General features: G+C 64.7%; 20 protein-coding genes. 8 read left to right on the top strand and 12 right to left on the bottom strand.

Going from position 1 to position 22,437, the window contains the following annotated elements:
* Positions 1 to 77: 77 nt before the first annotated feature.
* Both D0T21_RS15045 and D0T21_RS15050 read right to left on the bottom strand, forming a co-directional pair.
* Positions 78 to 1,088: a fumarylacetoacetate hydrolase family protein gene (locus tag D0T21_RS15045; protein WP_116990419.1), complete on the bottom strand. Its 1,011-nt coding sequence runs from the start codon at positions 1,086 to 1,088 to the stop codon at positions 78 to 80.
* Complete coding sequence (locus tag D0T21_RS15050; protein ID WP_116990420.1) at positions 1,085 to 1,816, bottom strand: pseudouridine synthase; 732 nt, start codon at positions 1,814 to 1,816, stop codon at positions 1,085 to 1,087. Before D0T21_RS15050 ends, D0T21_RS15045 begins: the two co-directional genes overlap by 4 nt.
* A gap of 177 nt (positions 1,817 to 1,993) precedes the next feature.
* Here D0T21_RS15050 and D0T21_RS15055 point away from each other — a divergent pair, with 177 nt between their 5' ends.
* Positions 1,994 to 2,284 (top strand): hypothetical protein, encoded by a 291-nt coding sequence (locus D0T21_RS15055; RefSeq protein WP_116990421.1) that lies wholly within the window; start codon positions 1,994 to 1,996, stop codon positions 2,282 to 2,284.
* Between the two features lie 208 nt (positions 2,285 to 2,492).
* On the opposite strand, the gene D0T21_RS15060 is transcribed toward D0T21_RS15055, so the two are convergent.
* Genes D0T21_RS15060 through D0T21_RS15075 form a run of 4 tightly spaced genes read right to left on the bottom strand, consistent with a single transcriptional unit; the run spans position 2,493 to position 5,606 of the window.
* Entirely contained in the window at positions 2,493 to 3,518 is a 1,026-nt protein-coding gene (locus D0T21_RS15060; protein WP_116990422.1) for a S49 family peptidase, read from the bottom strand.
* A 19-nt stretch (positions 3,519 to 3,537) separates the two neighbouring features.
* Entirely contained in the window at positions 3,538 to 3,909 is a 372-nt protein-coding gene (locus tag D0T21_RS15065) for a Rieske 2Fe-2S domain-containing protein (RefSeq protein WP_020701587.1), read from the bottom strand.
* Positions 3,909 to 4,568 carry an HAD-IIIA family hydrolase gene (locus tag D0T21_RS15070; RefSeq protein WP_116990423.1) on the bottom strand — a complete coding sequence of 220 codons (660 nt, stop codon included), beginning with the start codon at positions 4,566 to 4,568 and terminating at the stop codon, positions 3,909 to 3,911. Before D0T21_RS15070 ends, D0T21_RS15065 begins: the two co-directional genes overlap by 1 nt.
* A gap of 48 nt (positions 4,569 to 4,616) precedes the next feature.
* Positions 4,617 to 5,606: an RluA family pseudouridine synthase gene (locus D0T21_RS15075; protein WP_116990424.1), complete on the bottom strand. Its 990-nt coding sequence runs from the start codon at positions 5,604 to 5,606 to the stop codon at positions 4,617 to 4,619.
* Between the two features lie 697 nt (positions 5,607 to 6,303).
* Between D0T21_RS15075 and D0T21_RS15085 the strand changes: the two genes are divergently transcribed.
* The 5 genes from D0T21_RS15085 to fetB all read left to right on the top strand — a co-directional run bounded on the left by D0T21_RS15085 (position 6,304) and on the right by fetB (position 13,993).
* On the top strand, positions 6,304 to 9,372 hold the full coding sequence (locus tag D0T21_RS15085; RefSeq protein ID WP_116990426.1) for an Rne/Rng family ribonuclease: 3,069 nt from the start codon (positions 6,304 to 6,306) through the stop codon (positions 9,370 to 9,372).
* Between the two features lie 183 nt (positions 9,373 to 9,555).
* Positions 9,556 to 10,665, top strand: a complete 1,110-nt coding sequence (gene moaA / locus D0T21_RS15090; RefSeq protein ID WP_116990427.1) for a GTP 3',8-cyclase MoaA — start codon at positions 9,556 to 9,558, stop codon at positions 10,663 to 10,665.
* A 1-nt stretch (position 10,666) separates the two neighbouring features.
* Complete coding sequence (glp, locus tag D0T21_RS15095; RefSeq protein WP_116990428.1) at positions 10,667 to 12,550, top strand: gephyrin-like molybdotransferase Glp; 1,884 nt, start codon at positions 10,667 to 10,669, stop codon at positions 12,548 to 12,550.
* Between the two features lie 4 nt (positions 12,551 to 12,554).
* Complete coding sequence (locus tag D0T21_RS15100) at positions 12,555 to 13,187, top strand: ATP-binding cassette domain-containing protein (protein ID WP_116990429.1); 633 nt, start codon at positions 12,555 to 12,557, stop codon at positions 13,185 to 13,187.
* 8 nt (positions 13,188 to 13,195) lie between these two features.
* The gene (gene fetB / locus D0T21_RS15105) at positions 13,196 to 13,993 is read left to right on the top strand and encodes an iron export ABC transporter permease subunit FetB (protein ID WP_116990669.1); all 798 of its coding nucleotides are present in this window, start codon (positions 13,196 to 13,198) and stop codon (positions 13,991 to 13,993) included.
* 7 nt (positions 13,994 to 14,000) lie between these two features.
* Here the strand turns inward: fetB and D0T21_RS15110 are convergent, their stop codons facing one another.
* From D0T21_RS15110 to cqsA, 6 genes are all read right to left on the bottom strand, one after another.
* Entirely contained in the window at positions 14,001 to 15,149 is a 1,149-nt protein-coding gene (locus D0T21_RS15110) for an MFS transporter (RefSeq protein ID WP_199538472.1), read from the bottom strand.
* Positions 15,150 to 15,163: 14 nt separating this feature from the next.
* Positions 15,164 to 15,940, bottom strand: coding sequence for a DeoR/GlpR family DNA-binding transcription regulator (locus D0T21_RS15115; protein ID WP_116990670.1), 777 nt, complete (start codon positions 15,938 to 15,940; stop codon positions 15,164 to 15,166).
* 67 nt (positions 15,941 to 16,007) lie between these two features.
* On the bottom strand, positions 16,008 to 17,966 hold the full coding sequence (locus tag D0T21_RS15120; protein ID WP_116990431.1) for an acyl CoA:acetate/3-ketoacid CoA transferase: 1,959 nt from the start codon (positions 17,964 to 17,966) through the stop codon (positions 16,008 to 16,010).
* A gap of 13 nt (positions 17,967 to 17,979) precedes the next feature.
* Positions 17,980 to 19,293: a DNA recombination protein RmuC gene (locus D0T21_RS15125; protein WP_116990432.1), complete on the bottom strand. Its 1,314-nt coding sequence runs from the start codon at positions 19,291 to 19,293 to the stop codon at positions 17,980 to 17,982.
* A 4-nt stretch (positions 19,294 to 19,297) separates the two neighbouring features.
* On the bottom strand, positions 19,298 to 19,696 hold the full coding sequence (locus D0T21_RS15130; RefSeq protein ID WP_116990433.1) for a group II truncated hemoglobin: 399 nt from the start codon (positions 19,694 to 19,696) through the stop codon (positions 19,298 to 19,300).
* 30 nt (positions 19,697 to 19,726) lie between these two features.
* Complete coding sequence (cqsA, locus tag D0T21_RS15135) at positions 19,727 to 20,947, bottom strand: alpha-hydroxyketone-type quorum-sensing autoinducer synthase (protein ID WP_229211513.1); 1,221 nt, start codon at positions 20,945 to 20,947, stop codon at positions 19,727 to 19,729.
* Here cqsA and D0T21_RS32450 point away from each other — a divergent pair.
* Positions 20,885 to 21,073: a hypothetical protein gene (locus D0T21_RS32450; RefSeq protein WP_229211521.1), complete on the top strand. Its 189-nt coding sequence runs from the start codon at positions 20,885 to 20,887 to the stop codon at positions 21,071 to 21,073. The genes cqsA and D0T21_RS32450 overlap by 63 nt on opposite strands.
* Before the next feature lie 83 nt (positions 21,074 to 21,156).
* Positions 21,157 to 22,437, top strand: a complete 1,281-nt coding sequence (locus D0T21_RS15140) for a sensor histidine kinase KdpD (protein ID WP_116990435.1) — start codon at positions 21,157 to 21,159, stop codon at positions 22,435 to 22,437.

Genomic DNA, 22,437 nt, shown 5'->3' on the forward strand with positions numbered 1-22,437 from the left:
CAGTGCCATTATCGGCCGCGGCAGGACCGGGCCATCGCCGGAATACGGCGGTATTTCCGGCCCTGCTCGTAGATTCCTTACGGCAATTTCCGGCCGCTCGGCTCGGTGACGGCCTGCTTGACGGCCTGCTCGATGGCGCCGAACACGGATTTGCCGTCGCCGCCCAGCATTTCGATGCGGATGGTGTCGCCGAACGCCATGTAGGGCGTGAGCGGCGCGCCGCCGGCGATGGTTTCCAGGCAGCGCTGCTCGGCGATGCAGGAATAGCCGCGCTTGGCGTCCTTGTTGGACACCGTGCCCGAGCCGATGATGCTGCCGGCCCGCACATTGCGCGACTTGGCCAGGTGGGCGATCAGTTGCGGGAAGTTGAACACCATGTCGACGCCGGCCTGCGGCTTGCCGACCAGCTTGCCGTTCCAGGTCGACAGCAGCGGCAAGTGGACCTTACCGCCCTTCCAGGCGTCGCCCAGCTCGTCCGGCGTGACCGCCACCGGCGAGAAGCTGGTGGCCGGCTTGGCCTGGACGAAGCCGAAGCCCTTGGCCAGCTCGTCCGGAATCAGGTTACGCAGCGACACATCGTTGACCAGCATCAGCAGGCGGATGCGCTGGTGCGCCTGGTCCGGCGTCACGCCCATGGGCACGTCGTCGGTGATGACCGCCACTTCGGCCTCGAAATCGATGCCCCACTCCTCGTGGAACAGTTCGATGTCATCCTGGGGGCCGAGGAAATCGTCGCTGCCGCCCTGGTACATCAGCGGATCTTCCCAGAACGACGGCGGCAGCTCGGCGCCGCGCGCCTTGCGCACCAGCTCGACGTGGTTGACGTAGGCCGAGCCGTCGGCCCACTGGAAGGCGCGCGGCAGCGGCGCCATGCAGTTCGCCGGCTCGAACTCGAAGCTGCGGCGGGCGCGGCCCTGGCTCAGTTCCTGGTAGATGGCATCCAGCTGCGGCGCGATGAAAGTCCAGTCGTCCAGCGCGCGCTGCAGGGTGCGCGCCACGCCGTCGGCCAGTTGCGCGGTCTTCAGGTCGCGCGACACCACCATCAGCTGGCCGTCGCGGGTGCCGTCCTTCAGCGTTGCCAGCTTCATGCGGCGGGCGCCAAGGCGGGAGCCAACAATGCCAGTTGTTCCGCCGTCAGGTAGCACCACTCGCCCTCGGCGATGCCCAGCGACTCCAGCGTCAGCGCGCCGATGGCGGAGCGATGCAAGGCGCTGCAATGGTTGCCGGCGGCCGCCAGCATGCGCTTGACCTGGTGGTACTTGCCCTGCTCCAGCACGATTTCCAGCTGGTGCTCGCCACGCTTGACGCAGGTCTGCGCCGCCAGCGGGGCCGGCTCGTCGTGCAGCTGCACGCCGGACAGCAATTGCGCCACCAGCTCGTCGGTCACCGCTTCCTGCGTGGTGGCCTGGTAAATCTTCGGCACATGGCGCTTGGGCGACGATTGCGCGTGGATGAACGGGCCGTCGTCCGACATCAGCAGCATGCCGGTGGTGTCATGGTCGAGGCGGCCGACCGGCTGCACTTCGCGCCAGCTGAACTGCTCGGGCAGCAGGGTCAGCACGCCGGGATGGTGGCTGGGCTTGCGCGAGCATTCGAAATTGGCCGGTTTGTTGAGCGCGATGTACAGGTGTTCGCGGTAGACCCATTCTTCGTCGAAGATGGTCAGCACCAGGCCATCGGTCTCGATGCTGGCTTTGTAGTTGTCGTGCACGACGCCGCCGATGCTGACTTCGCCATCCTCGATGAGGGAGCGGCAATACTTGCGGGTGCCATAGCCCTGCGATTGCAGGATGCGGTCTAGGGATAGTTTACTCATGGCCGGATTTTACAGGATGCCGCTGGCAGCGGGAAGGCGCAACTTGTTGCGGCGCAGCATTCATTCTAGATAGTCAACAACCTTGATACATATCAAGTCCCGCGCCAAATCCATTGATAGACTGAAACTGCACTAGGAATCCGCCTAGTGCATTAGGAAAGCTCAGCAGGACTTACCATGTCTACCTCACTCTCCGTTACAACAGCGGCGCAAGAACAGGCCGCCATGCACAGAACCGAACTGCTGCTGGCGCGTTGCAGCAGCTGCACGCCGCCCACCGACACACCCGGGGGGGCGCTGGAACGGTGGCATGCCGCCCGCCAGGCGCACTTCCTGGCCTGGCTGGACGCCGGCGGCTTCGCGCAAAGCGACGCCGCAATTGAAAACAGCGGCATTGCGCCGCTGTTTTCAGCCCCATTACAGGACTCTTTACGAGGAATCGAAATTCTCTCTACTCCGCATCAATGATGCAGCTGAGTAGTTCCATCAAACTGAACAAGATCGTGCTGACAACAAGATAAACTGTTTATATCGGCCCCCCTTGGAAAGAACTACAACACCACTATAGTCCACTGGGTCGGATATGCAAGCTTGAATAAGGCTGGATTGATAATGTTAATCGGTAGTCCAGTGATGCTATCACTACGACTAACGGCCAGCCTGCCTCCCCGCCTGCTCAGCGCAGGCTGGGCTTGACGTTATCCATCGCCGATTTGACCGCGCCGGCGCCCATCGCCGCGCCGAATTTCTTCAACACGCGTTCCGGCAAGCCTTCATGCTGGGTGTAGTCGATGATGTCTTCGGCCTTGACCACGTCGCGCGCCACGCTGTCGACCGTGCCGAAGGCGTCGGCCAGACCCATGTCGATGGACTTGGCGCCGGTCCAGAACAGGCCGGAGAACATCTCAGGGGTTTCCTTCAGGCGCTTGCCGCGGCCGTTGCGCACCACCTGGATGAACTGCTGGTGGATCTCGTTGAGCATGGTTTGCGCGTATTGCTTGTGCTTTTCGGTCAGCGGGCTGAACGGGTCCATAAAGCCCTTGTTCTCGCCGGCGGTCAGCAGGCGGCGCTCGACGCCGACTTTTTCCATGATGCCGGTGAAGCCGAAGCCGTCCATCAGCACGCCGATCGAGCCGATGATGCTGGCCTTGTTGACGTAGATGCGGTCGGCGCCGGCGGCGATGTAGTAACAGCCGGAGGCGCAGATTTCATCGACCACCACGTACAGCGGCTTGGCCGGATAGCCCTTGCGCAGGCGCACCATCTCGTCGACGATCATGCCGGCCTGCACCGGGCTGCCGCCTGGACTATTGATGTGCATCACCACCGCCACCGAGCCGCTGTCGGAAAACGCCTTGTTCAGTGCGGGAATCACCACCGAGGCGGCGCCGCTGCCTTCGGACTCGATCGCGCCTTCGATCTCGATCAGCGCAGTGTGGCGGCCCAGGGTTTCCTCCGAACCGGTCCAGCTGATGTCGAGGTAGGCGCTCAGCCCGACCACGATCACCAGCAAGGTCACGGCCTTGAAGAAGATGCCCCAGCGGCGCGCCGCCTTTTGCTCCTTGAGCGTGGCAAACACCAGCTTTTCCAGCACCTCGCGCTCCCAATTGGACGCGGCGACGGGCGCCTTGACCGGCGCAGGAGGCGCCGATGCTGGTTTTTCGGCGCCGTTACCGCCATTTTCGCTAGTGTTATCGCTCATAGTTCTCGTCTAATATCAGTCAGGCGCGCGCGGGGCGCACGTAGTCATCCGGTTGCCAGAAAATCTGCTGATCGCGCTCTACGACGCTGATCGGGCGCAAACGTCCGCCTTTGCATGGCCCGCCGGCGCAGAAACCGCTTTCCGGCGCATAGATCGCGCCGTGCGTGGAACACATCAGGTACAGCCCGCTGGACTCGAAGAACTCGCCTTCGGCCCAGTCCAGTTCGATCGGCACGTGGGCGCAGCGATTCAGGTAGGCATACGCCTTGCCGCCGTAGCGCACCACGAAACCGGTGCCGTCGTCGCCACCGGCGGTCACCAGGAAGCGCACGCCCTTGCCGCCCTCCAGCACGGCGTCGGCGGCGCAGATCAGGATATCTTCGTCAGCCATTACGCGTGCTCGCTCAACCATTGATGCAGCTCGGCCACCGTGGCGGCCGAGTACAGCGGGTTGCAGGCCGCCAGCTGGTCGACCGGATGGGCGCCGTATTGCACCGCGATGGCGGACGCGCCGGCATTGTTCGCCATCAGCAAGTCATGCGAAGTATCGCCGATCATCACGGTACGGCGCATATCCTGCCCCAATTCCCGCGTCAACTCCTGCAACATGGCGGGATGGGGCTTGGAGAAGGTTTCGTCCGCACAACGGGTGGCGTCAAACATGGACAATAGTTTGACGTCGTTCATGGCGCGGTTCAGGCCGACCCGGCTCTTGCCGGTGGCCACCGCCAGAAAATAGCCGTTTTGCGACAGCTCCGTCAGCATGTCGTGCACGCCGGGGAACAGGGTCAGCTCGTGATCGCGCGACAGGAAGTGATAGCGGTAACGTTCCACCATGCGCGGATAGTAGGACGGATCGATCTCCGGCAACACCGCCTGCATGGCTTCATGCAGGCCGAGGCCGATCACATGGGCGGCAACGTCGTCGCGGGGTATCGGCAGGGACAAGTCCCGGGCCGCCGCCTGTATGCACTTCACGATCGTTGACGTTGAATCCATCAACGTTCCATCCCAATCGAAGACGATTAAATCAAATTGCTTTCTTGCCATGTGTTCCGGCCTGCTACCGCGGGCCGGCTCCTTCAATAATATTTGCGATTAGTTAAGAGGTTTCCCCAAGCTTACCAAGAATCGCTCACATTCGGCAGCCAATGGCGCGTTCAGCGTCATGATTTTGCCGGAATCTGGATGGGTAAAGGTAATCTGATGGGCGTGCAGGAACATGCGCTTGAGCGCGCCGCGCGTGGCGTCGGCTTTCAGCAAAACGCGGTTCAAGGCGAAATCGCCGTATTTGTCATCACCTAGGATGGCGAAGCCGGAAGATGACAGATGGACACGGATCTGGTGGGTGCGTCCGGTCTTCAGTTCGGCTTCCAGCAGGGCAAAGTCCTTGAATTTCTTCAGCAGCGAAAATACCGTGTGCGACGGCATGCCCTCGGCCTGCACGGCCACGCGGCGCTCGCCGTCGGCCGTGGTGTATTTGTGCAGCGGCAGCTTGACGTGCTGGCGCGCATTTTTCCAGTCGCCCGCCACCATCGTCAGGTAACGCTTGTCGGTATGGCCGTCGCGCATCTGCTCGTGCAGGTTGGTCAGCGCCGAACGTTTCTTCGCCAACAACAGCAAGCCGGAGGTGTCGCGGTCCAGGCGGTGCACCAGCTCCAGGAACTTGGCGTCCGGGCGGGATGCGCGCAGCTGCTCGATCACGCCGAAGGACACGCCGGAACCGCCGTGCACGGCCACGCCGGCCGGCTTGTCGATCACCAGCAGGTGGGCATCCTCGAAAATCACCTTGAATTCAGCGGCCGGCACGTGGGTGGTGTCGGCCTTCTCGGCGATGCGGATCGGTGGAATACGGACGACATCATCCTGTACCAGACGGTACATCTGATCGATGCGTCCTTTGTTAACCCGCACCTCCCCCGAGCGCAGAATGCGGTAGACGTGGCTCTTCGGCACACCTTTGCAAACACGCAATAGGTAGTTGTCGATACGCTGACCGGCTTCTTCTTCAGTAATGGTGACGAATTGCGCTTGGAGCGGAACATCCTGGGGTGTTGAAGGTGGGATAACATCTTTTTGTTGCTTCATTTGCTCTGTCTTCCCAGAAATCTCTCTAAGTCCTTCATTTTGAATATATAATTGTTTCGCTGCGGTTCCATCTGCTGCAAGTGTAAGAATAAAAGCACATTTTACACAGGGGCGTCTCCACTGGCCTCGCCAAATTGCAAATTCAGAGGAAAAAATGTATACGCACCACCCCTGCCGGAATCAAGGTTGCACCGTTGTTGTAATCGGATGTCAGCGGGGATGCTGAATTAATATGGTTGGATTGTAAGGATAAAGTCCGGCCAGCTCGGTCTTAGTGTCGAGCTGGCCGGTTGATGAAGTTGATAACGCTTGCCGTTTTCGCCAAACCCCATGCTTTGCTGCAAGCTCGACGGAAGGCTGAAACAAGCCTGGTTACCGAAGTTGCAATACTTGTAGTACGTAAGCCTGGTCAGGATTTGGCTCTCAACGACGTTGCTCACCGCCTGCATTTCTCTGCCGTCCGTTAGGGGCCGCATGGATGAGTTGCAGGTGATGCGAGCACTCGGCATGTCGATCGACCTCATGCGCCCAGTTGCGGCCGCAATGCGAACGGTTTCGTCCGCGTTGCTGCGCCGCACAGGATGGGCATACCCACCGCAATCACATTAATTCTCGCGTATATCCCTGTACCACGCTGCCTCGGTCCTAAGAAACCGAGCGGCACAGAGATGACCTACGGGTCGCGGAGTTAATAAAAATGAAACGCATGTTGTTTAATGCTACGCAGCAAGAAGAACTGCGCGTAGCGATCGTCGACGGTCAGAAACTGATCGATATCGACATCGAAACCGCCGGCCGCGAACAGCGCAAATCCAACATCTACAAAGGCGTGATCACCCGCATCGAGCCGTCGCTGGAAGCTTGCTTCGTCAGCTACGGCGAAGATCGCCACGGTTTCCTGCCTTTCAAGGAAGTAGCACGCACTTACTTCCGCGAAGGTGTGGATGTCCGTAACGCCTCCGTCAAGGAAGCGCTGCGCGAGGGCCAGGAAATCATGGTCCAGGTGGAAAAGGAAGAGCGCGGCAACAAAGGCGCCGCCCTGACCTCCTTCGTCTCGCTGGCCGGCCGCTATCTGGTCCTGATGCCGAACAACCCGCGCGGTGGTGGTGTATCCCGCCGTGTCGAAGGTGAAGAGCGCCAGGAACTGCGCGAAACCATGGACAAGCTGGACTTGCCGCCAGGCATGTCGGTGATTGCCCGCACCGCAGGTATCGGCCGCAACGTCGACGAACTGCAGTGGGACTTGAACTACCTGATGCAACTGTGGCGCGCGATCGAAGGCGCCGGCAAGTCGGCATCGGGCGCATTCCTGATCTACCAGGAATCGTCGCTGGTGATCCGCGCCATCCGCGATTACTTCCAGCCTGACATCGGCGAAATCCTGATCGACACCGACGACATCTACGAACAAGCTCACCAGTTCATGAGCCACGTGATGCCGGACATGGTGCACCGCGTGAAGCGCTACAGCGACGACGTGCCGCTGTTCTCCCGCTTCCAGATCGAACACCAGATCGAAACCGCGTACAGCCGCACCGTGCCGCTGCCATCGGGCGGCGCCATCGTGATCGACCACACCGAAGCCCTGGTTTCGGTCGACGTCAACTCGGCCCGCGCCACCCGCGGTTCGGACATCGAGACCACCGCCTTCAACACCAACTGCGAAGCCGCTGAAGAAGTGGCCCGCCAGCTGCGCCTGCGCGACTTGGGCGGCCTGATCGTGATCGACTTCATCGACATGGAAGTGGCCAAGAACCAGCGCGAAGTCGAACAGCGCCTGAAAGACGCGCTGCACCACGACCGCGCCCGCGTTCAGATGGGCAAGATTTCCCGCTTCGGCCTGATGGAACTGTCGCGTCAGCGCCTGCGTCCGTCGCTGTCGGAAGGTTCGCACGTGACCTGCCCGCGCTGCTCCGGCACCGGCCATATCCGCGACACCGAATCGTCGGCCCTGCAAGTCCTGCGCATCATCCAGGAAGAGGCGATGAAGGAAAACTCGGCCACCATCCACGTGCAGGTTCCGGTGGACGTGGCGGCCTTCCTGCTGAACGAAAAGCGCGGCGAAGTGCTGAAGATCGAGACCCGTCACCGCATCAGCATCATCCTGGTGCCGAACAAGCACCTGGAAACCCCGCACTACAAGCTGGAGCGCATCAAGCACGACGATCCGCGTCTGGAAGAAAGCCAGGCGAGCTATTCGCTGGCCGAGCAAGCCGAAACCGACATGGCCTACAGCAAGCGCCAGAAGGAAGAAGCCAAGCCGCGCCAGGAAGCCATGGTCAAGACCATCACCCCTGACCAGCCTGCACCGCTGGTCGAGCGCAAGCCGACCGAAACCGTCATCAAGCCAGCGCCGGCCCCAGTGCCAGCGCCGGCCGAGCAAGGTTTCTTCGCCAAGCTGTTCAGCTTCCTGAGCCCGAAACCGGCGCCGACGGCCCTGCCGCAGCAGCCGACCATCGTGGTCAAGGCACCGTCCGGCGACCGTGGCGACCGCAACGCGCGTGGCCCACGTGGCCGCAACCGTAACGGCAAGGGCGCAGGCCGCGGCGAGCGCGAAGAGCGCGAAGAGCGCGAACCAGGCGCAGCCCGTCCGGCGGCGGACGAAGCGAAGGCAACCGACGCCAATGGCCGTCCGGCACGCCCACCGCGTCCACCGCGCGAGCCACGCGAACCGCGTGAAAACCAGGCAGCAGAAGGCCAGGCGCCACGCGAACGCGCAGAACGTCCGGAGCGCGCCGAGCGTACCCCGCGTCCTCCGCGTGAACCACGCGGCGAGAAAGCTCCAGTCGAAGCCAAGGTTGAAGAGTTGGCGCTGAACGTCGGCGTGCCGTCGACCGGCCCGGTAACCGAAGCAACCACCAGCATCCTGAAAACCGCGCCGAGCACCGGCCCGGAAGGTGATGAAAACGAAGCAGCGGTGGACGGTGAAGAGCCGCGTCGTCGTCGTCGTCGTGGTGGCCGCAACCGCAATCGTCGCGACCGTGACGGTAGCGAAGGTGTCGAAGGCGCGGAAGGCCAGGAATCGGCAGCAGGTGAAGCTGGTGAGCAAGGCGAGCAGATCGCCCTGAGCTTCAGCGCACCAGCCGCCGAGGCAGCAGTTGCTCCGGCAGCAGCCGTCGCGGTGGAAGCACCGGCCGTGGTTGCGCCAGTCGCCGCCGCGCCAGTGGTTGCCGAAGCACCGGCCGCAGAGCCAGTCGTCGCAGCAGTCGTGACGCCGGAACCAGCGCCAGTCGTTGAAGCGCCTGTTGTCGAACCTGTCGCCGCAGCCGTAGTGGCCGCACCTGTCGTTGAAGCCGCACCAGTCGTCGCCGAGCCAGTAGCTGTCGTGGTGGAAGCACCAGCAGCGCCGGTCGAAGCGCCAGTGGCCGAGCCAGTCGTCGCGGAAGCGCCGGCCGTGGTGGCGGAAGTTGCCGCACCAGTCGTGGTGGAAGCCGCGCCGGTCGCAGCAGCACCGGCACCTGCTCCAACGCCAGCTCCAGTTGCAGCGCCAGTGGTTGCCGAGCCAGTCGCTCCGGTCGCCGCAGCGCCTGCACCGGTCGCCGCTCCGGCACCAGCACCAGCGCCGGTCGCACCATCGGCCCCGATCGACCTGCAAGCAGTGCTCGGCTCCGCCGGCCTGACGCTGGCAGCCACCGATCCAGCCAAGCTGCGCGCCGCGCAGGAAGCAGCCGCCAACGCGGTAGCACCGGCCCGCGTTCCACGCGAACGCAAGCCGCTGCCACCGCAAAATGACGAGCCGCTGGTCCAGGTAGACACCCGCCGCTAACCGCAGCGGATAGCCACACCAAAAAGCCCCGCCGGCACCGAGCGCGCTCTTGAGCGCGTTCAGTGCCGCGGGGCTTTTTTAATGGAACCCTGCCCCACCGATTTGGCGGCGGCGTGCTATCGTAGCTTCTTGTAGTTGCCCAAATGTCGTCCCGAATTTCAAAAACAGCAAGATTGTAGAGTCATGGCAGAGAAAATTATCATGATGGCCAGCCAGCGCCCCGCGCCGCCCGCCGTCCCCGCTATCCTGGAAGCGCCAACCGGCCTGTTGAGCGATCAGCTGGCCCGTCCGTTGCACGACCTGCGCATCTCCGTCACCGACCGCTGCAATTTCCGCTGCGTCTACTGCATGCCCAAGGCGGTGTTCGACAGCGACTATCAATACCTGCCGCACACCTCGCTGCTGTCGTTCGAAGAGATCACCCGCCTGGCGCAAACCTTCATCGCCCACGGCGTCGAAAAAATCCGCCTGACCGGCGGCGAGCCGCTGCTGCGCAAGAACATCGAAAAACTGGTCGGCATGCTGGCCGAACTGAAGACCGTCCACGGCAAGCCGCTGGACCTGACGCTAACCACCAACGCCTCGCTGCTGGCCCGCAAGGCGCAGTCGCTCAAGGACGCCGGCCTGCAACGCATCACTGTCTCGCTCGACGCGCTCGACAACGCCACCTTCCAGAAAATGAACGATGTCGACTTCTCGGTCGACGACGTGCTGCACGGAATAGATGTTGCACATCAAGTCGGCCTGGGCCCGGTCAAGATCAACATGGTGGTCAAGGCCGGCATGAACGACCAGGAAATCCTGCCGATGGCGCGCCATTTCAGGAACACGCCTTACATCCTGCGCTTCATCGAATACATGGACGTCGGCGCTTCCAACGGCTGGAAAATGGACGAGGTCATCCCCTCGGCGGAGGTGGTAAGCCGCATCCACGCTGAGATGCCGCTGGAACCGCTATCCGCCAACTACACCGGCGAGACCGCCGCGCGTTGGCGCTACGCCGACGGCGCTGGCGAGATCGGCCTGATCTCAAGTGTATCCCACGCCTTCTGCGGCGACTGTACCCGCGCGCGCCTGTCGACCGAGGGTAAGCTGTACACTTGTCTGTTCGCCACCAGCGGCCACGATCTGCGCGCCCTGCTGCGCGACGGCCGCAGCGACGCGGAAATCAGCACCGTGCTGGCGCAGCTGTGGCGCGCGCGCGGCGACCGCTACTCGGAGCTGCGCACCAATAACACCGACGGCCTGCCACGCAGCGCCAACAAAGTGGAAATGTCTTACATCGGAGGATAGTTTGTCTTTGAAGAGCAAGGTCACCGGACTGATACTGGCGGGTGGACGCGGCACGCGCATGGGCCGTGTCGACAAGGGTCTGCAGCCATTCCGCGGCGCCACGCTGGTGGAACATGTGATGCGCCGCCTGGCGCCGCAAGCGGCCACCGTCGTCATCAACGCCAACCGCAACCTGCCGCAGTACCAGGCCGTAGCCGGCGAAGCGCCGGTGCTGCCGGACTACCTGGACGGCTTTGAAGGCCCGCTGGCCGGCTTGCAGATCGGCCTCCAGTACTGCCCCACCGAACTGCTGCTGACCGCTCCCTGCGACTCCCCTTTCCTGCCTGAAGACCTGGCCGAACGCCTGTACGCTGCGATGCAGGCGCAGGACGCCGACGTCGCGCTGGCGGTGACCATGGAATCCGAAGCAGGCGCCGAACCACATCGCCAGCCGCATCCGGTGTTTGCCCTGCTCAAAGCCAGCCTGCTGCCGCAGCTGGACGCCTACCTGGACACCGGCGCGCGCCGCATGGAAAGCTGGTTCAAATCGCTGCGCGTGGCCGAGGTGATGTTCGACGACGCCGACGCCTTCCGCAACATCAACACGCTGGCCGAGCTGCAGCAGCACGAACGCGCACCCGCACCCGTAGCCATCCGTGCGGCCGATCCCGGCGCGCTGCCCGTGGCCGAAGCGCAGCGCATCATCTGCGAACGCGTGACGCCAGTCGCCGCCACCGAGCGGCTCGCGCTGCGCGACGCCCTCGATCGCGTGCTGGCAGAAGACATCATCTCGCCGATCAACGTGCCGGCCTATGACAACTCGGCGATGGACGGCTACGCGCTGCGCGGCGCCGACCTGCCTCCAGCCGGCGCGCCCGACGCCACATTCAAAGTGATCGGCATCGCCTACGCCGGCCGCCCGTGCGCGCAGGCGCCGCAAGCCGGCGAGTGCATCCGCATCATGACCGGCGCCGCCATGCCGCCCGGCTGCGACAGCGTGCTGCCGCAGGAACTGGCCGCGCACATCGGCGACGACACCGTCACCATCCGCCACGGCGCCATCCGCACCGGCGCCAACCGCCGCTTCGCCGGCGAAGATTTGAAGGCCGGCGGCGTCGCACTGGCCCGGGGCAAAATCATCCGCCCCGCCGACCTGGGCCTGGTGGCCTCGCTCGGCATCGGCGAAGTCGCCGTGCGGCGCAAGCTGCGCGTGGCCTTCTTCTCCACCGGCGACGAACTGCGCTCGCTGGGCCAGCCCCTCGACGACGGCTGCGTCTACGACAGCAACCGCTACACGCTGTTCGGCATGCTGACGCGGCTGGGCTGCGACGTCATCGACATGGGCATCGTGCGCGACGATCCGGCCGCGCTGGAAGCGGCGCTGCTGGATGCCTGCGCCAACGCCGACGCCATCATCACATCCGGCGGCGTCTCGGAAGGCGCGGCCGACTACACGCGCGACATCCTCGGCCGCATCGGCGACGTCGCCTTCTGGAAGCTGGCGATGCGTCCCGGCCGTCCGCTCGCCTTCGGCCAGGTCCGCAGCGAGGCAGACAGCGCCTGGCTGTTTGGCCTGCCCGGCAATCCGGTGGCGGTGATGGTGTCGTTCTACATGTTCGCCCGTCCCGCGCTGCTGCGCATGATGGGCACGCAGGCGACGCAACAGGCGATGCAGGCCCGCACCACGGAAGCGATCCGCAAACGCCCCGGCCGCACCGAATACCAGCGCGGCATTGTCAGCACCAGTGCCGACGGCGCGCCGCAAGTGCGTCTCACGGGAGCGCAGGGCTCCGGCATCCTGAGCTCCATGACGGAGGCGAACTGCATCGTCGTGCTGCACGAAGCGCAGGCGGACATCGCCGCCGGCGAAATGGTCGAGGTGCTGCTGTTCGATGGCTTGATCTGAGCAGATGATCCAGCCCAACGGAACCGCCCTCCTGCGCATCCGCAACCTGCAATCACCGCTGGCCGGTCCGTTTTCCTTCGACCTGGCAGCGGGTGAATGCCTGACCATCTCCGGCCCATCGGGCGCGGGTAAAAGCCTGCTGCTGCGCATGCTGTGCGATCTCGACCCCAACACCGGCGAGGCCCTGCTGGACGGCCTGCCGCGCTCCGGCATGAGCGCGCCCGCGTGGCGCGCCGGCGTGGTCTACCAGCCCGCCGAAGCCGCATGGTGGCTGCCGACCGCCGGCGACCATTTCAAGCCCGCGCAGATGGCGCGCGTGCGCGAGCTGCTGCCACAACTGAACCTGTCGCCGTCGCTGCTGGCGGCAGACATCAGCCGCCTCTCCACCGGCGAGCGGCAACGCATGGCCCTGGTGCGCTCACTGGCCTGCAAGCCTCGGGTGCTGCTGCTCGACGAGCCCACCGCCGCGCTGGACCCGGCCGCCGTCGCCGCCACCGAACAACTGCTGCAAAAGGAGCTGGCTGCGGGCCTCGCCATCATCCTGGTCACCCACTCCGAAGCGCAGGCGCAAACACTGGGCCACCGCAGCATGACGATGTGCAAGCGCCGCCTCACCGAAAACGGGACCACGCCATGAGCGCCGGCATGACGCCAATCCAGCCAGGTGCCATCGACCTCGCCATCGCCTCCTCGCTGGTGCTGCTCAATGCCGGCATTTCCGCTTACCTGGGCCTGCGCATGCAGCGCAAGATACTGTGGTCCGCCACGCGCATGGTGGTGCAGTTGCTGCTGGTCGGACTGGTGCTGCGCTGGGTGTTCGCGCTGGCTTCGCCGGCCGCCACGCTGGCCGTGGCGCTGCTGATGATCGTCGCCGCCGCGCGCGAGGTGGCGATGCGGCCCGCGCACGGTTTGCGCGGCTGGCCCGGCGTGTGGCTGGCCACCGCCAGCGTCGGCCTGTCCAGCGTCGCCACCGCGATGCTGGCGCTGCTGACAGTGCTGCATCCGACGCCTTGGTACGAGCCGCAATACGCGATCCCGCTGATCGGCATCGTGCTGGGCAACGTGCTCAATTCGGCCAGCCTGGGATTGGACACCTTCTACGGCGGCGTGATCAACTCGCGCAACGCCATCGAAGCGCAACTGGTGCTGGGCGCCACCCGCACCGAAGCGCTGGCGCCGCTGATCCGCGAGTCGGTGCGCAAGGGGCTGATTCCGCTGATCAACCAGATGTCGGCCGCCGGCATCATCACCCTGCCCGGCATCATGACCGGCCAGATCCTCGCCGGCATGGACCCGATGGACGCGGTGCGCTACCAGATCCTGCTGATGTTCCTGCTGGCCGGCGGCAGCGGGCTGTCGGTCACGCTGGCGGTCTACCTGGCGGCGCGCAGCGTCACCGACGAGCGCCACCGCCTGCGGCTGGAGCGCCTGGCCAGTCGTTAGCAGGACACTAGCCCGCGCTCCGCAGCGAGGCCACGCCCATGCGGGCGCTGGCCGCCACCAGCAACATGCCGCAGGCGAGACCCGCAAACGCCAGCTGCAATCCAAACGCATGCGCCACAAATCCTATCAGTCCCGGCCCGGCCAAAATACCTGCATAGCCGATGGTGGTGATGGCACTGATGGCCAGGCTGGCAGGCATGTCCTGCTGACTCCCCGCAGCGCTGAACAGCACCGGCACGATGTTCGATGCGCCGGTGCCGATCAAGGCGAAACCGGCCAGCGCAATCCATGGCGACGGCGCCAGCACCACGCTCAGGAATCCCAACGCCGCGCACAAGCCGCCCAACAGCAGCAACCGCGCGCCGCCCCAGCGCTGCACCAGCTTGTCGCCATTGAGCCGTCCGACTGTCATCGCCACCGCGAAGGCTGCATAACCAAGTCCTCCCTGCCCGGCCGTGAAGCCGCCGCCGCTGGTCAGGAACACTGCGCTCCAGTCCAGCACCGCGCCTTCGGCCAGGAACACCAGCGAGCATAAGGCGCCGATCAATACCACCGCACCACGCGGCACGGCGAACAAGGGCGCATCGCGCTCCGACGGCGCAGGATCGCGCAACAGATGCGGGCCGGCGTAGACCAGCACCAGCGCAACGGCGGCCGCCAGTATCAGCGATGATGCGACCAGGTCCAGTCCCACCCACAGCATCAGCGTCATGCCACCTGCGCCCACGATGCCGCCCACGCTGAACAAGCCGTGAAAGCCCGACATCAGCGCGCCGTCGTATTCCTTCTCGACGATCACGGCCTGGATATTCATCGCCACGTCCAGCGTGCCTATCGTCGCGCCGAACAGGAACAACACCAACGCCAGCGACCACGCCGTCGGCGCCATCGCCAGGAAGGGAAACACCAGGCAGCATCCGAGGCCGGACAGCAGGATGATGCGGCGGCAGCCGAAGCGCGCGGCCAGCACGCCGGTCACCGGCATCGCCAGCAGCGAACCTATGCCCAGGCAAAGCAGCAGCAGGCCAAGCTGGCCCGGCTCGACGCCGGTGCGCGCCTGCGCAAACGGCACCAGCGGCGCCCAGGCCGACATCGCCATGCCCGCAGCCAGGAAGGCCAGGCGGGTTGAAATTCGTTGTTGTAAGCCGGTGCTCATCTGGTCCGCTTTCATTATTCGGCGCGCAGCAGGCGGGTGCCGGCTGCGGAATAGGCATCCATCAACCGCGCATCGGTATCCTGTTCGACCACCAGATGCGTCAATTCGGCGATCGGCAACACCAGGAAGGACGCGACCGCGCCCAGCTTCTCAGCGGTTGCGACGACGGCGGTGGCCTTGCTATGCGCTGCCAGACGGCGCTTGAATTCGGCCTCTTCGAAATCGACGGCGGTGATGCCGGCATGCAGATCGACGCCGCAAGCGCCGATGAAATACAGGTCCGGCCGCAGCAGTTCCACCTCGCGCAGCGCGGTCGCACCAACGCTGCCGCCCAGGCCCTGCTTGACGCGGCCGCCGATCATGATCAGTTCTATGTGGGGACATTCCAGCAGCCGCGCCGCAATTGAGGGCGCGTTGGTCAGCACCGTCAGCGGCACCTTCGGCAAAGCTTCTGCAATGGCGAGGTTGCTTGAACCCGCATCGAGGAAGACCACACTGCCCGGCTTCACCAGCGTGGCGGCAGCGGCCGCCAGGCGCGATTTGCCGGACTGCTGGCGGCCGAGGCGCTGGGTCAGCGTGCCGGATTCCGGCGCGGCGGCGATGCGCACGGCGCCGCCATACACTTTCTGGCACAAGCCGGCGGCGGCCAGGTCGCGCAGGTCGCGCCGTATCGTATCTTCGGTGACGTTCAGGTCCAGTGCCAGCACGGCAGCAATCACACGGCCATCGGCCTCCAGTTGCTTCAATATCAGGTCATGGCGCTCTTGCAGCAGGAGGTTTTCTCGTTTCATGCGCAAAAGTGTACACACTCATGCACAAAGTGTAAACAAATACGCACAAACAAGCACAAATATGGACTCAGGGCTCTTGCAAACGCAGCAGCGCCTCGGCCGAGTTGGCGAACAGCGCCGCGTCCTTCTCGATGCGGCGGAAGGCGCGCCCCAGGCTGGCGCGCATGAAGGTGCTGTGCGCGTAGCGCGTGACCTTGCTGTAGTAGCGTTCCGCCAGCTGGTTCACCGCCGCCACGTATTGGTCCATCAAATCCGGCGCGATCGAGAAGTTATCGTAGTTGATCACCGCCGGCACCTTGCGGCCCAGCGGCGCCAGGCGCTCCGCCACCATCGTGCAAATCGTGGCGATGGTCTCGGCATCGCTGATTTCGAAGCCTTCGAAGTTGACGAAAAAGAGCTCCTGCTGTGCGTCGTACACCAGCCGCTGGTCCAGCGGCAGCGCCAGGAAGTCGCCGCGCCAGTTCATCGCCAGCGGCGCGAAGATGCGCGCGTCCATCACCTTCAACTGCGCGCTGATCGCCGGCTTGAAATCCATGTGCGCCAGGATGTCGCGCTCCACGTCCACGCCGGGTGCGATCTCGATCAGCTCCAGCCCGGACATGCCGCCGTCCAGCACCAGCCGCAACACGCAGCGCTCGGTGATGAACAAGGCCTCCTGCCCGCGCCGCGCCGCATACTCGCCGCTGTAGGTGCGGTGCTCCACCTCGTTGATGAATTTGCGGGTCGCGCCCTTGTCCGCCATGAAGGTGCCGACAAACACCACCTTGCGCGCGTTCTGGCTGATGTTGATGAAGCCTCCGGCGCCGGCCAGCTTGCTGCCGAATTTGCTGACGTTCAGGTTGCCGTGGCGGTCGGCCTGCGCCAGCCCGAGCACCGCCACATCCAGCCCGCCGCCGTCGTAGAAGTCGAACTGGTAAGGCTGGTCGATAACCGCGTCGGCGTTGGTGGCCGCGCCGAAGTTCAAGCCGCCGGCCGGCATGCCGCCGATCACGCCTGGCTCCGCCGTCAACGTGACCAGGTCGAGCAGTTTCTCTTCCGCCGCCACCGCCGCCACGCCTTCCGGCATGCCGATGCCGAGGTTGACGACGTTGTTCGGCCGCAGCTCCATCAGCGCGCGGCGGGCGATGATCTTCCGCTCCGACATGGCCATCGGCGCCACCGCCGACAAGGGCACGCGCAACTCGCCCGAGTAGGCCGGGTTGTACGGCTCGGCGAAAGTCTGCATATGGTATTCGGGCTTTTCCGCCACCACCACGCAATCGACCAGGATGCCGGGGATCTTGACCTGGCGCGGATTGAGCGTGCCGCGCTCCGCGATGCGCTCGACCTGCACGATGACGATGCCGCCCGAATTATGCGCCGCCATCGCGATCGCCAGCGCCTCCAACGTCAACGCCTCGCGCTCCATGGTGATGTTGCCCAGCGCGTCCGCCGTGGTGCCGCGGATGATCCCCACGTGCACCGGTTGCGTTTTGTAGAACAGGTATTCCTTGCCGCCCAGCGTCAGCAGCTCGACCAGCTCCTCGGTGGTGCGGGCGTTGATCTTGCCGCCGCCGTGGCGCGGATCGACAAAGGTGCCCAGACCGACGTGCGTCAGCAAACCGGGCTTGCCGGCGGCCGTGTCGCGGAACAGCTGGCTGATGACGCCCTGCGGCAGGTTGTAGGCTTCGATCTTGCCGGTCATGGCCAGCTGCTGGAGCTTGGGCACCAGGCTCCAGTGGCCGCCGATCACGCGCTTGAGCAGGCCCTCGTGGCCGAAGTGATTCAGGCCGCGCTCCTTGCCATCGCCCTGCCCTGCCGCGTAGAGCAGCGTCAGGTCGCGCGGATGGCCGCCGCTGTCGGCGGCCAGGAAGCGCCGTTCCAGCGCCACCGCGATATTCTCCGCGAAGCCGACGCCGACAAAGCCGCCGGTGGCGATGGTGTCGCCGTCGCGTATCAGGCCGACCGCATCGGCCGCGCTGACGATCTTGTTGCGCTGGACGGCTGGTGTGCCGACCGTGGAAAAATCGAGAGTGCGACCTGGCATATCAGCCTCCGTTCTAGTCTATGTCGAGATCCTGCTTTTCAATCTCAGGGCCCAGCAGCAGCTGCGCCGCCTCGCTCGGCAGCGCCTCCACCGACTTCAGCTTGCGCGCCATCTGACGGCTGCGGGTCTCGGCCGATTCGATGTTCTTGGCGGCCCGCTCCAGCGCCAGCTTGGTGGCCGACAGCACGTCGCCGAACTTGCCGAACTCCGTCTTCACCGCGCCCAGCACCTGCCACACTTCCGACGAGCGCTTCTCCAGCGCCAGCGTGCGGAAGCCCATCTGCAAGCTGTTGAGCAGCGCCGACAAGGTCGACGGCCCGGCGATGCTGATGCGGTGCACGCGCTGCAGCTCGTCGGCCAGGCCGGGACGGCGCATCACTTCCGCGTACAGGCCTTCGGTCGGCAGGAACAGGATGGCAAAATCGGTGGTGTGCGGCGGCGACACGTATTTTTCCGAGATGGTCTTGGCCTCGCCGCGCACCGCGCGTTCCAGCTCGCGACCGGCCTGCGCCACGCCTTCCGCGTCGGCGCGGTCGGCGGCGTCCAGCAGGCGCTCGTACTGCTCCTTCGGGAACTTGGCGTCGATCGGCATCCACACCGGCGCCCCGCCCTCGACCTGGCCCGGCAGCTTGAGCGCGAACTCCACCCGCGCGCCGCTGCCGGCGATGGTCTCGACGTTCTTTGCGTACTGCTCCGGCGTCAGCACCTGCTCCAGCAGCATCTCCAGCTGCACCTCGCCCCAGGTGCCGCGTGTCTTCACATTGGTCAGCACCCGTTTCAGGTCGCCCACGCCCAGCGCCAGCTGCTGCATCTCGCCCAGCCCCTGGTGCACCCGCTCCAGGCGCTCCGACACCTGCTGGAACGAGGCGCTCAGGCGCGCCTCCAGCGTCGCGTGCAGCTTCTCGTCGACGGTCTTGCGCATCTCTTCCAGCCGCGCGCCGTTGTCCGTTTGCAGATCCTTGATCTTGGCTTCCAGCGTGGCGCGCACCTCCTGCATGCGTGCGGCATTCGATTCGGTCAGCCGCGCCAGCGTTTGATTCATGCTGTCGGCGAACTGCTTCAGGCCGCGGCCCTGCTCATCGCGTCCGACCAGCCCTTGCGCCTCCAGCTGGCGGCGCATCGCTTCGAACTGCTGCACGCTGGCCGCGTGCGTGGCTTGCGCCGTGGTCTGCAACTGCATGCGCACTTCGCGCTCGACGCGCTCGATGCGTTCGGCCAGGTCCCCGCCGCCGCCCGCCGGCCCGCGCGCGCGCAGCAGCGACAGCGCCTGCAAGACGAGAACAACCGCAAGCGCGGCCAGCAGCACATAGAATTCGATCTGGCTCATAGGGTCAATCCGGCTTGTTGCGCATCCAGTCGGCGGTTTGATAGAAGGACTCCATCAACCGCAAACGCAGCGCCTCGTCGATGCCGACATCTTCCATCGCCCACGCCATCGCGCGCAGCCACTGGTCGCGCTCCTGGGTGCCGATGGCGAACGGCATGTGCCGCATGCGCAGGCGCGGATGGCCGTGCGCTTCGATGTACAGGTCCGGCCCGCCCATCCAGCCGCTCAGGAACATGAACAGGCGCTCGCGCGCATTGTCCAGCGTGGGAGGGTGGGCGGCGCGCAGCAGCGCAAACTCCGGTTCCAGTTCCATCAGGTCATAAAAACGGTCGACCATCTCGCGCACGCGCGATTCGCCGCCGATAACTTCGTAGAGAGTTCGGGATTCAGTCATAAGCTCCATGATAGCGTACCAGGCGGCGATCGGAGGGGATCACACCAGCGCAAGCCGGCGCATGCGCCGGGTCGACGACCAGTTTTCCAGGTCGGCCTCGTCGCGGATGTCGTCGCAAGCCTGGATGATGCGCGACAGCTGCATCCGGTCCAGGCCCGAATTCAGCGTCAGCCGCACCAGCGAGCGGTTCTTTGGCGTGGCCGGTGCGCAGAACATGGCGCCGTAGACGCCGTGCCGCTCCAGCAGCTTGCGCAGCGCCAGCGTCTTCGGCTCCGGGCCGGGCTCCAGCGCGATGATCTGCTCGCTGCCGTCGCTGACGTTGTAACCCAGCGCGCTCAACTCCTCGCGCACCTCGACCGCATGCGCGCGCAGCGCGGCGCGGCGGTCGTCGGCGGCGGCGATGAAATCGATGGCGGCGTCGAACCACGCCAGCTCATGCCCCAGCAGGCAGGAACTGAAGATGGCCGGGCGCGATTCCGACAGGAAGTAACCCTTGAATTTGCTGGAACAAGTGATGAAGCCGGCGCGCCCGGCAAACGCCTTGGCCAGCGACGCCGTGCGGAAATGCACCCGCTCGCTCAAGCCCAGCTCCGCCACCAGCCCGGCGCCACGCGGGCCGTGCGTGCCCAGCGAATGCGATTCGTCGACGATCAGCAGGCAGCCGCTGTGCTCGGCGATCTCCACCAGCTCGCGCAACGGCGCCACGCTGCCGTTGGTGCTGTACAGCGCGTCGACCACGATCAGCCCGCGTCCGTGGCGCGCCAGCTGCTTTTGCAGATGCTCCAGGTCGTTGTGCAGGAAGGGCACCGGCAGCGCGCCGGCCGACTGCACGCCTTCCCACAGCGAGGCGTGCGCCTGCATGTCCAGGTAGACCGGGATGCCGGGCGCCGCCAGCGTCTGCACCAGTCCGACGTTGGCGGCCCAGCCGGACTGCGCCAGGATGCCGTCCTGCGCCCCCATGAAGCGGGCAAACTTGCGCTCCAGCCGGTGCTGCGCGCTGCCTTCCTGCAGATACACGGCCGACATCAACAGCTCACCCTGGCTGTTGGCCAGCGCCGCCATCTGCGCCTGCATCAATGACGGCTCGCCGGCCAGGCACAGGTAGTCGTTCCCGGCCAGGAACACCGCGCCGGCCGGCGTCGGTTGCCAGGCGTGCGGGTGTTCGCCGCCCAACAGTAACTCGATACGGGTGACGTAGTGTTCATCCATACGCCGGGTGACAAAGTCGGGCATGTGCTGCTCGGCTGGCAAGGCAAACATCTGGGCATGGGCATGATTTTGAGCAATCGCGTTGGGCATTTTCTGGTTCCTTTCGTTGTTTCGGAATGGTTGTTTTTTTATGAATACGATGCCAACCATGAGGCCAAAAAAACAAGAGGTAATTGATACCGATCAATTAATCATTTGATATGCATGAGCGCGTTGCAATTTAAGGCCATCATGGCACCTTGATAAAAGTCAATTTGCCCATGACGCCTCCCCTGCAAGAACGTTGGAAACACTGGCAGCACGGCATGCTCCAGTCGCTGTTGCTCTACCATGGCCGCGAGGACCATGCGCTGGTGCGCGTGCTGCTGTTGGCCAGCATAGGCACGGTGGGCATGCCGCTGTACTACGTGATCTGGCAGAATTTCTTCCCCCAGGAATACGAAAGCCTGCCGCTGCGCCTGCTGGGCATCCTGCTGTGCGCGCTGGGCCTGTTCGCCCGCCAGTTCAGCCGCCGCATGCTGCATGTGTACCTGCTGGTCACGCTCAGCTACATCTTCCCGTTCTTCTTCACCTTCATGTTCCTGATGAACCACGGCTCGGGCGTGTGGAGCGAGTCGCTGCTGATCGGGCTGGTGGTGTTGTTCCACTTCGACACCAGCCTGGCCGCCAAGGCTTACCTGATCGGCACCAGCGTGGCCTGCGTGTCCGCCGCCATGCTGGGCGAAGGCGCGGCGATGCTGAGTCCGCTGGTGCTGCAGCAGCTGCCGATCCACCTGTTCACCATCGCCGCGCTGTCGGCCGCCAAGATCAGCCGCCACGTGCTGGCGCAGGAAAAGCTGGCCGGCCTGGGCGCCGGCCTGGCCACCGTGGCGCACGAGTTGCGCACCCCGCTCACCAGCGTCGACGCCAATGTGCGCGGCCTGCTGCGCATGTACACCGACACCAGCAACCGCACCAAGGAGGACCGCCTCAGCGCCATCGACGCGCTGGCGCGCATCCAGTTCGAGGTGCGCCACATGAACCACATGATCGACCTGTTCCTGCTCAGCGCCACGGCGGTGCGGCAAAACCTGCGGCCGGTGGAAGAAGTGAAGATGGAGGGCGTGGTGGAGGCGGTGCTCAAGCGCTACCCCTTCTCCAACGCCACGCAGCAGAAACTGGTGACGCTGGAAATGCGGCGCGACTTCAGCTTCGCCGGCCAGACCGAGTTGTCGGTGGTGATCCTGCTGAACCTGCTGCGCAACGCGCTCAAGGCGGTGCAGCGCGCCGGCAAGGGCCGCGTGCGCATCGTGGTCGACGGCGCGCACCGGCCGCCGCGCCTGCTGTTCATCGACACCGCCTGCGGCATCCCGGCGCAGCAGATGCCGTTGATTTTCCGCCGCTTTTATTCCCATCCGCCGCACAACGGCGCCGGCATCGGCCTGGCCTTGTGCGAGGAGATCATGCTGGCCTGGAACGCCAACATCCATTGCGTGTCGCGCGAGGGCGCCTACGCCATCTTCATCCTTGAATTTCCCCAGCAGCAGCCCATCCAGAGGTGA

This window comes from Duganella sp. BJB476 (genome assembly GCF_003416895.1).
Classification (GTDB): domain Bacteria; phylum Pseudomonadota; class Gammaproteobacteria; order Burkholderiales; family Burkholderiaceae_D; genus Rugamonas.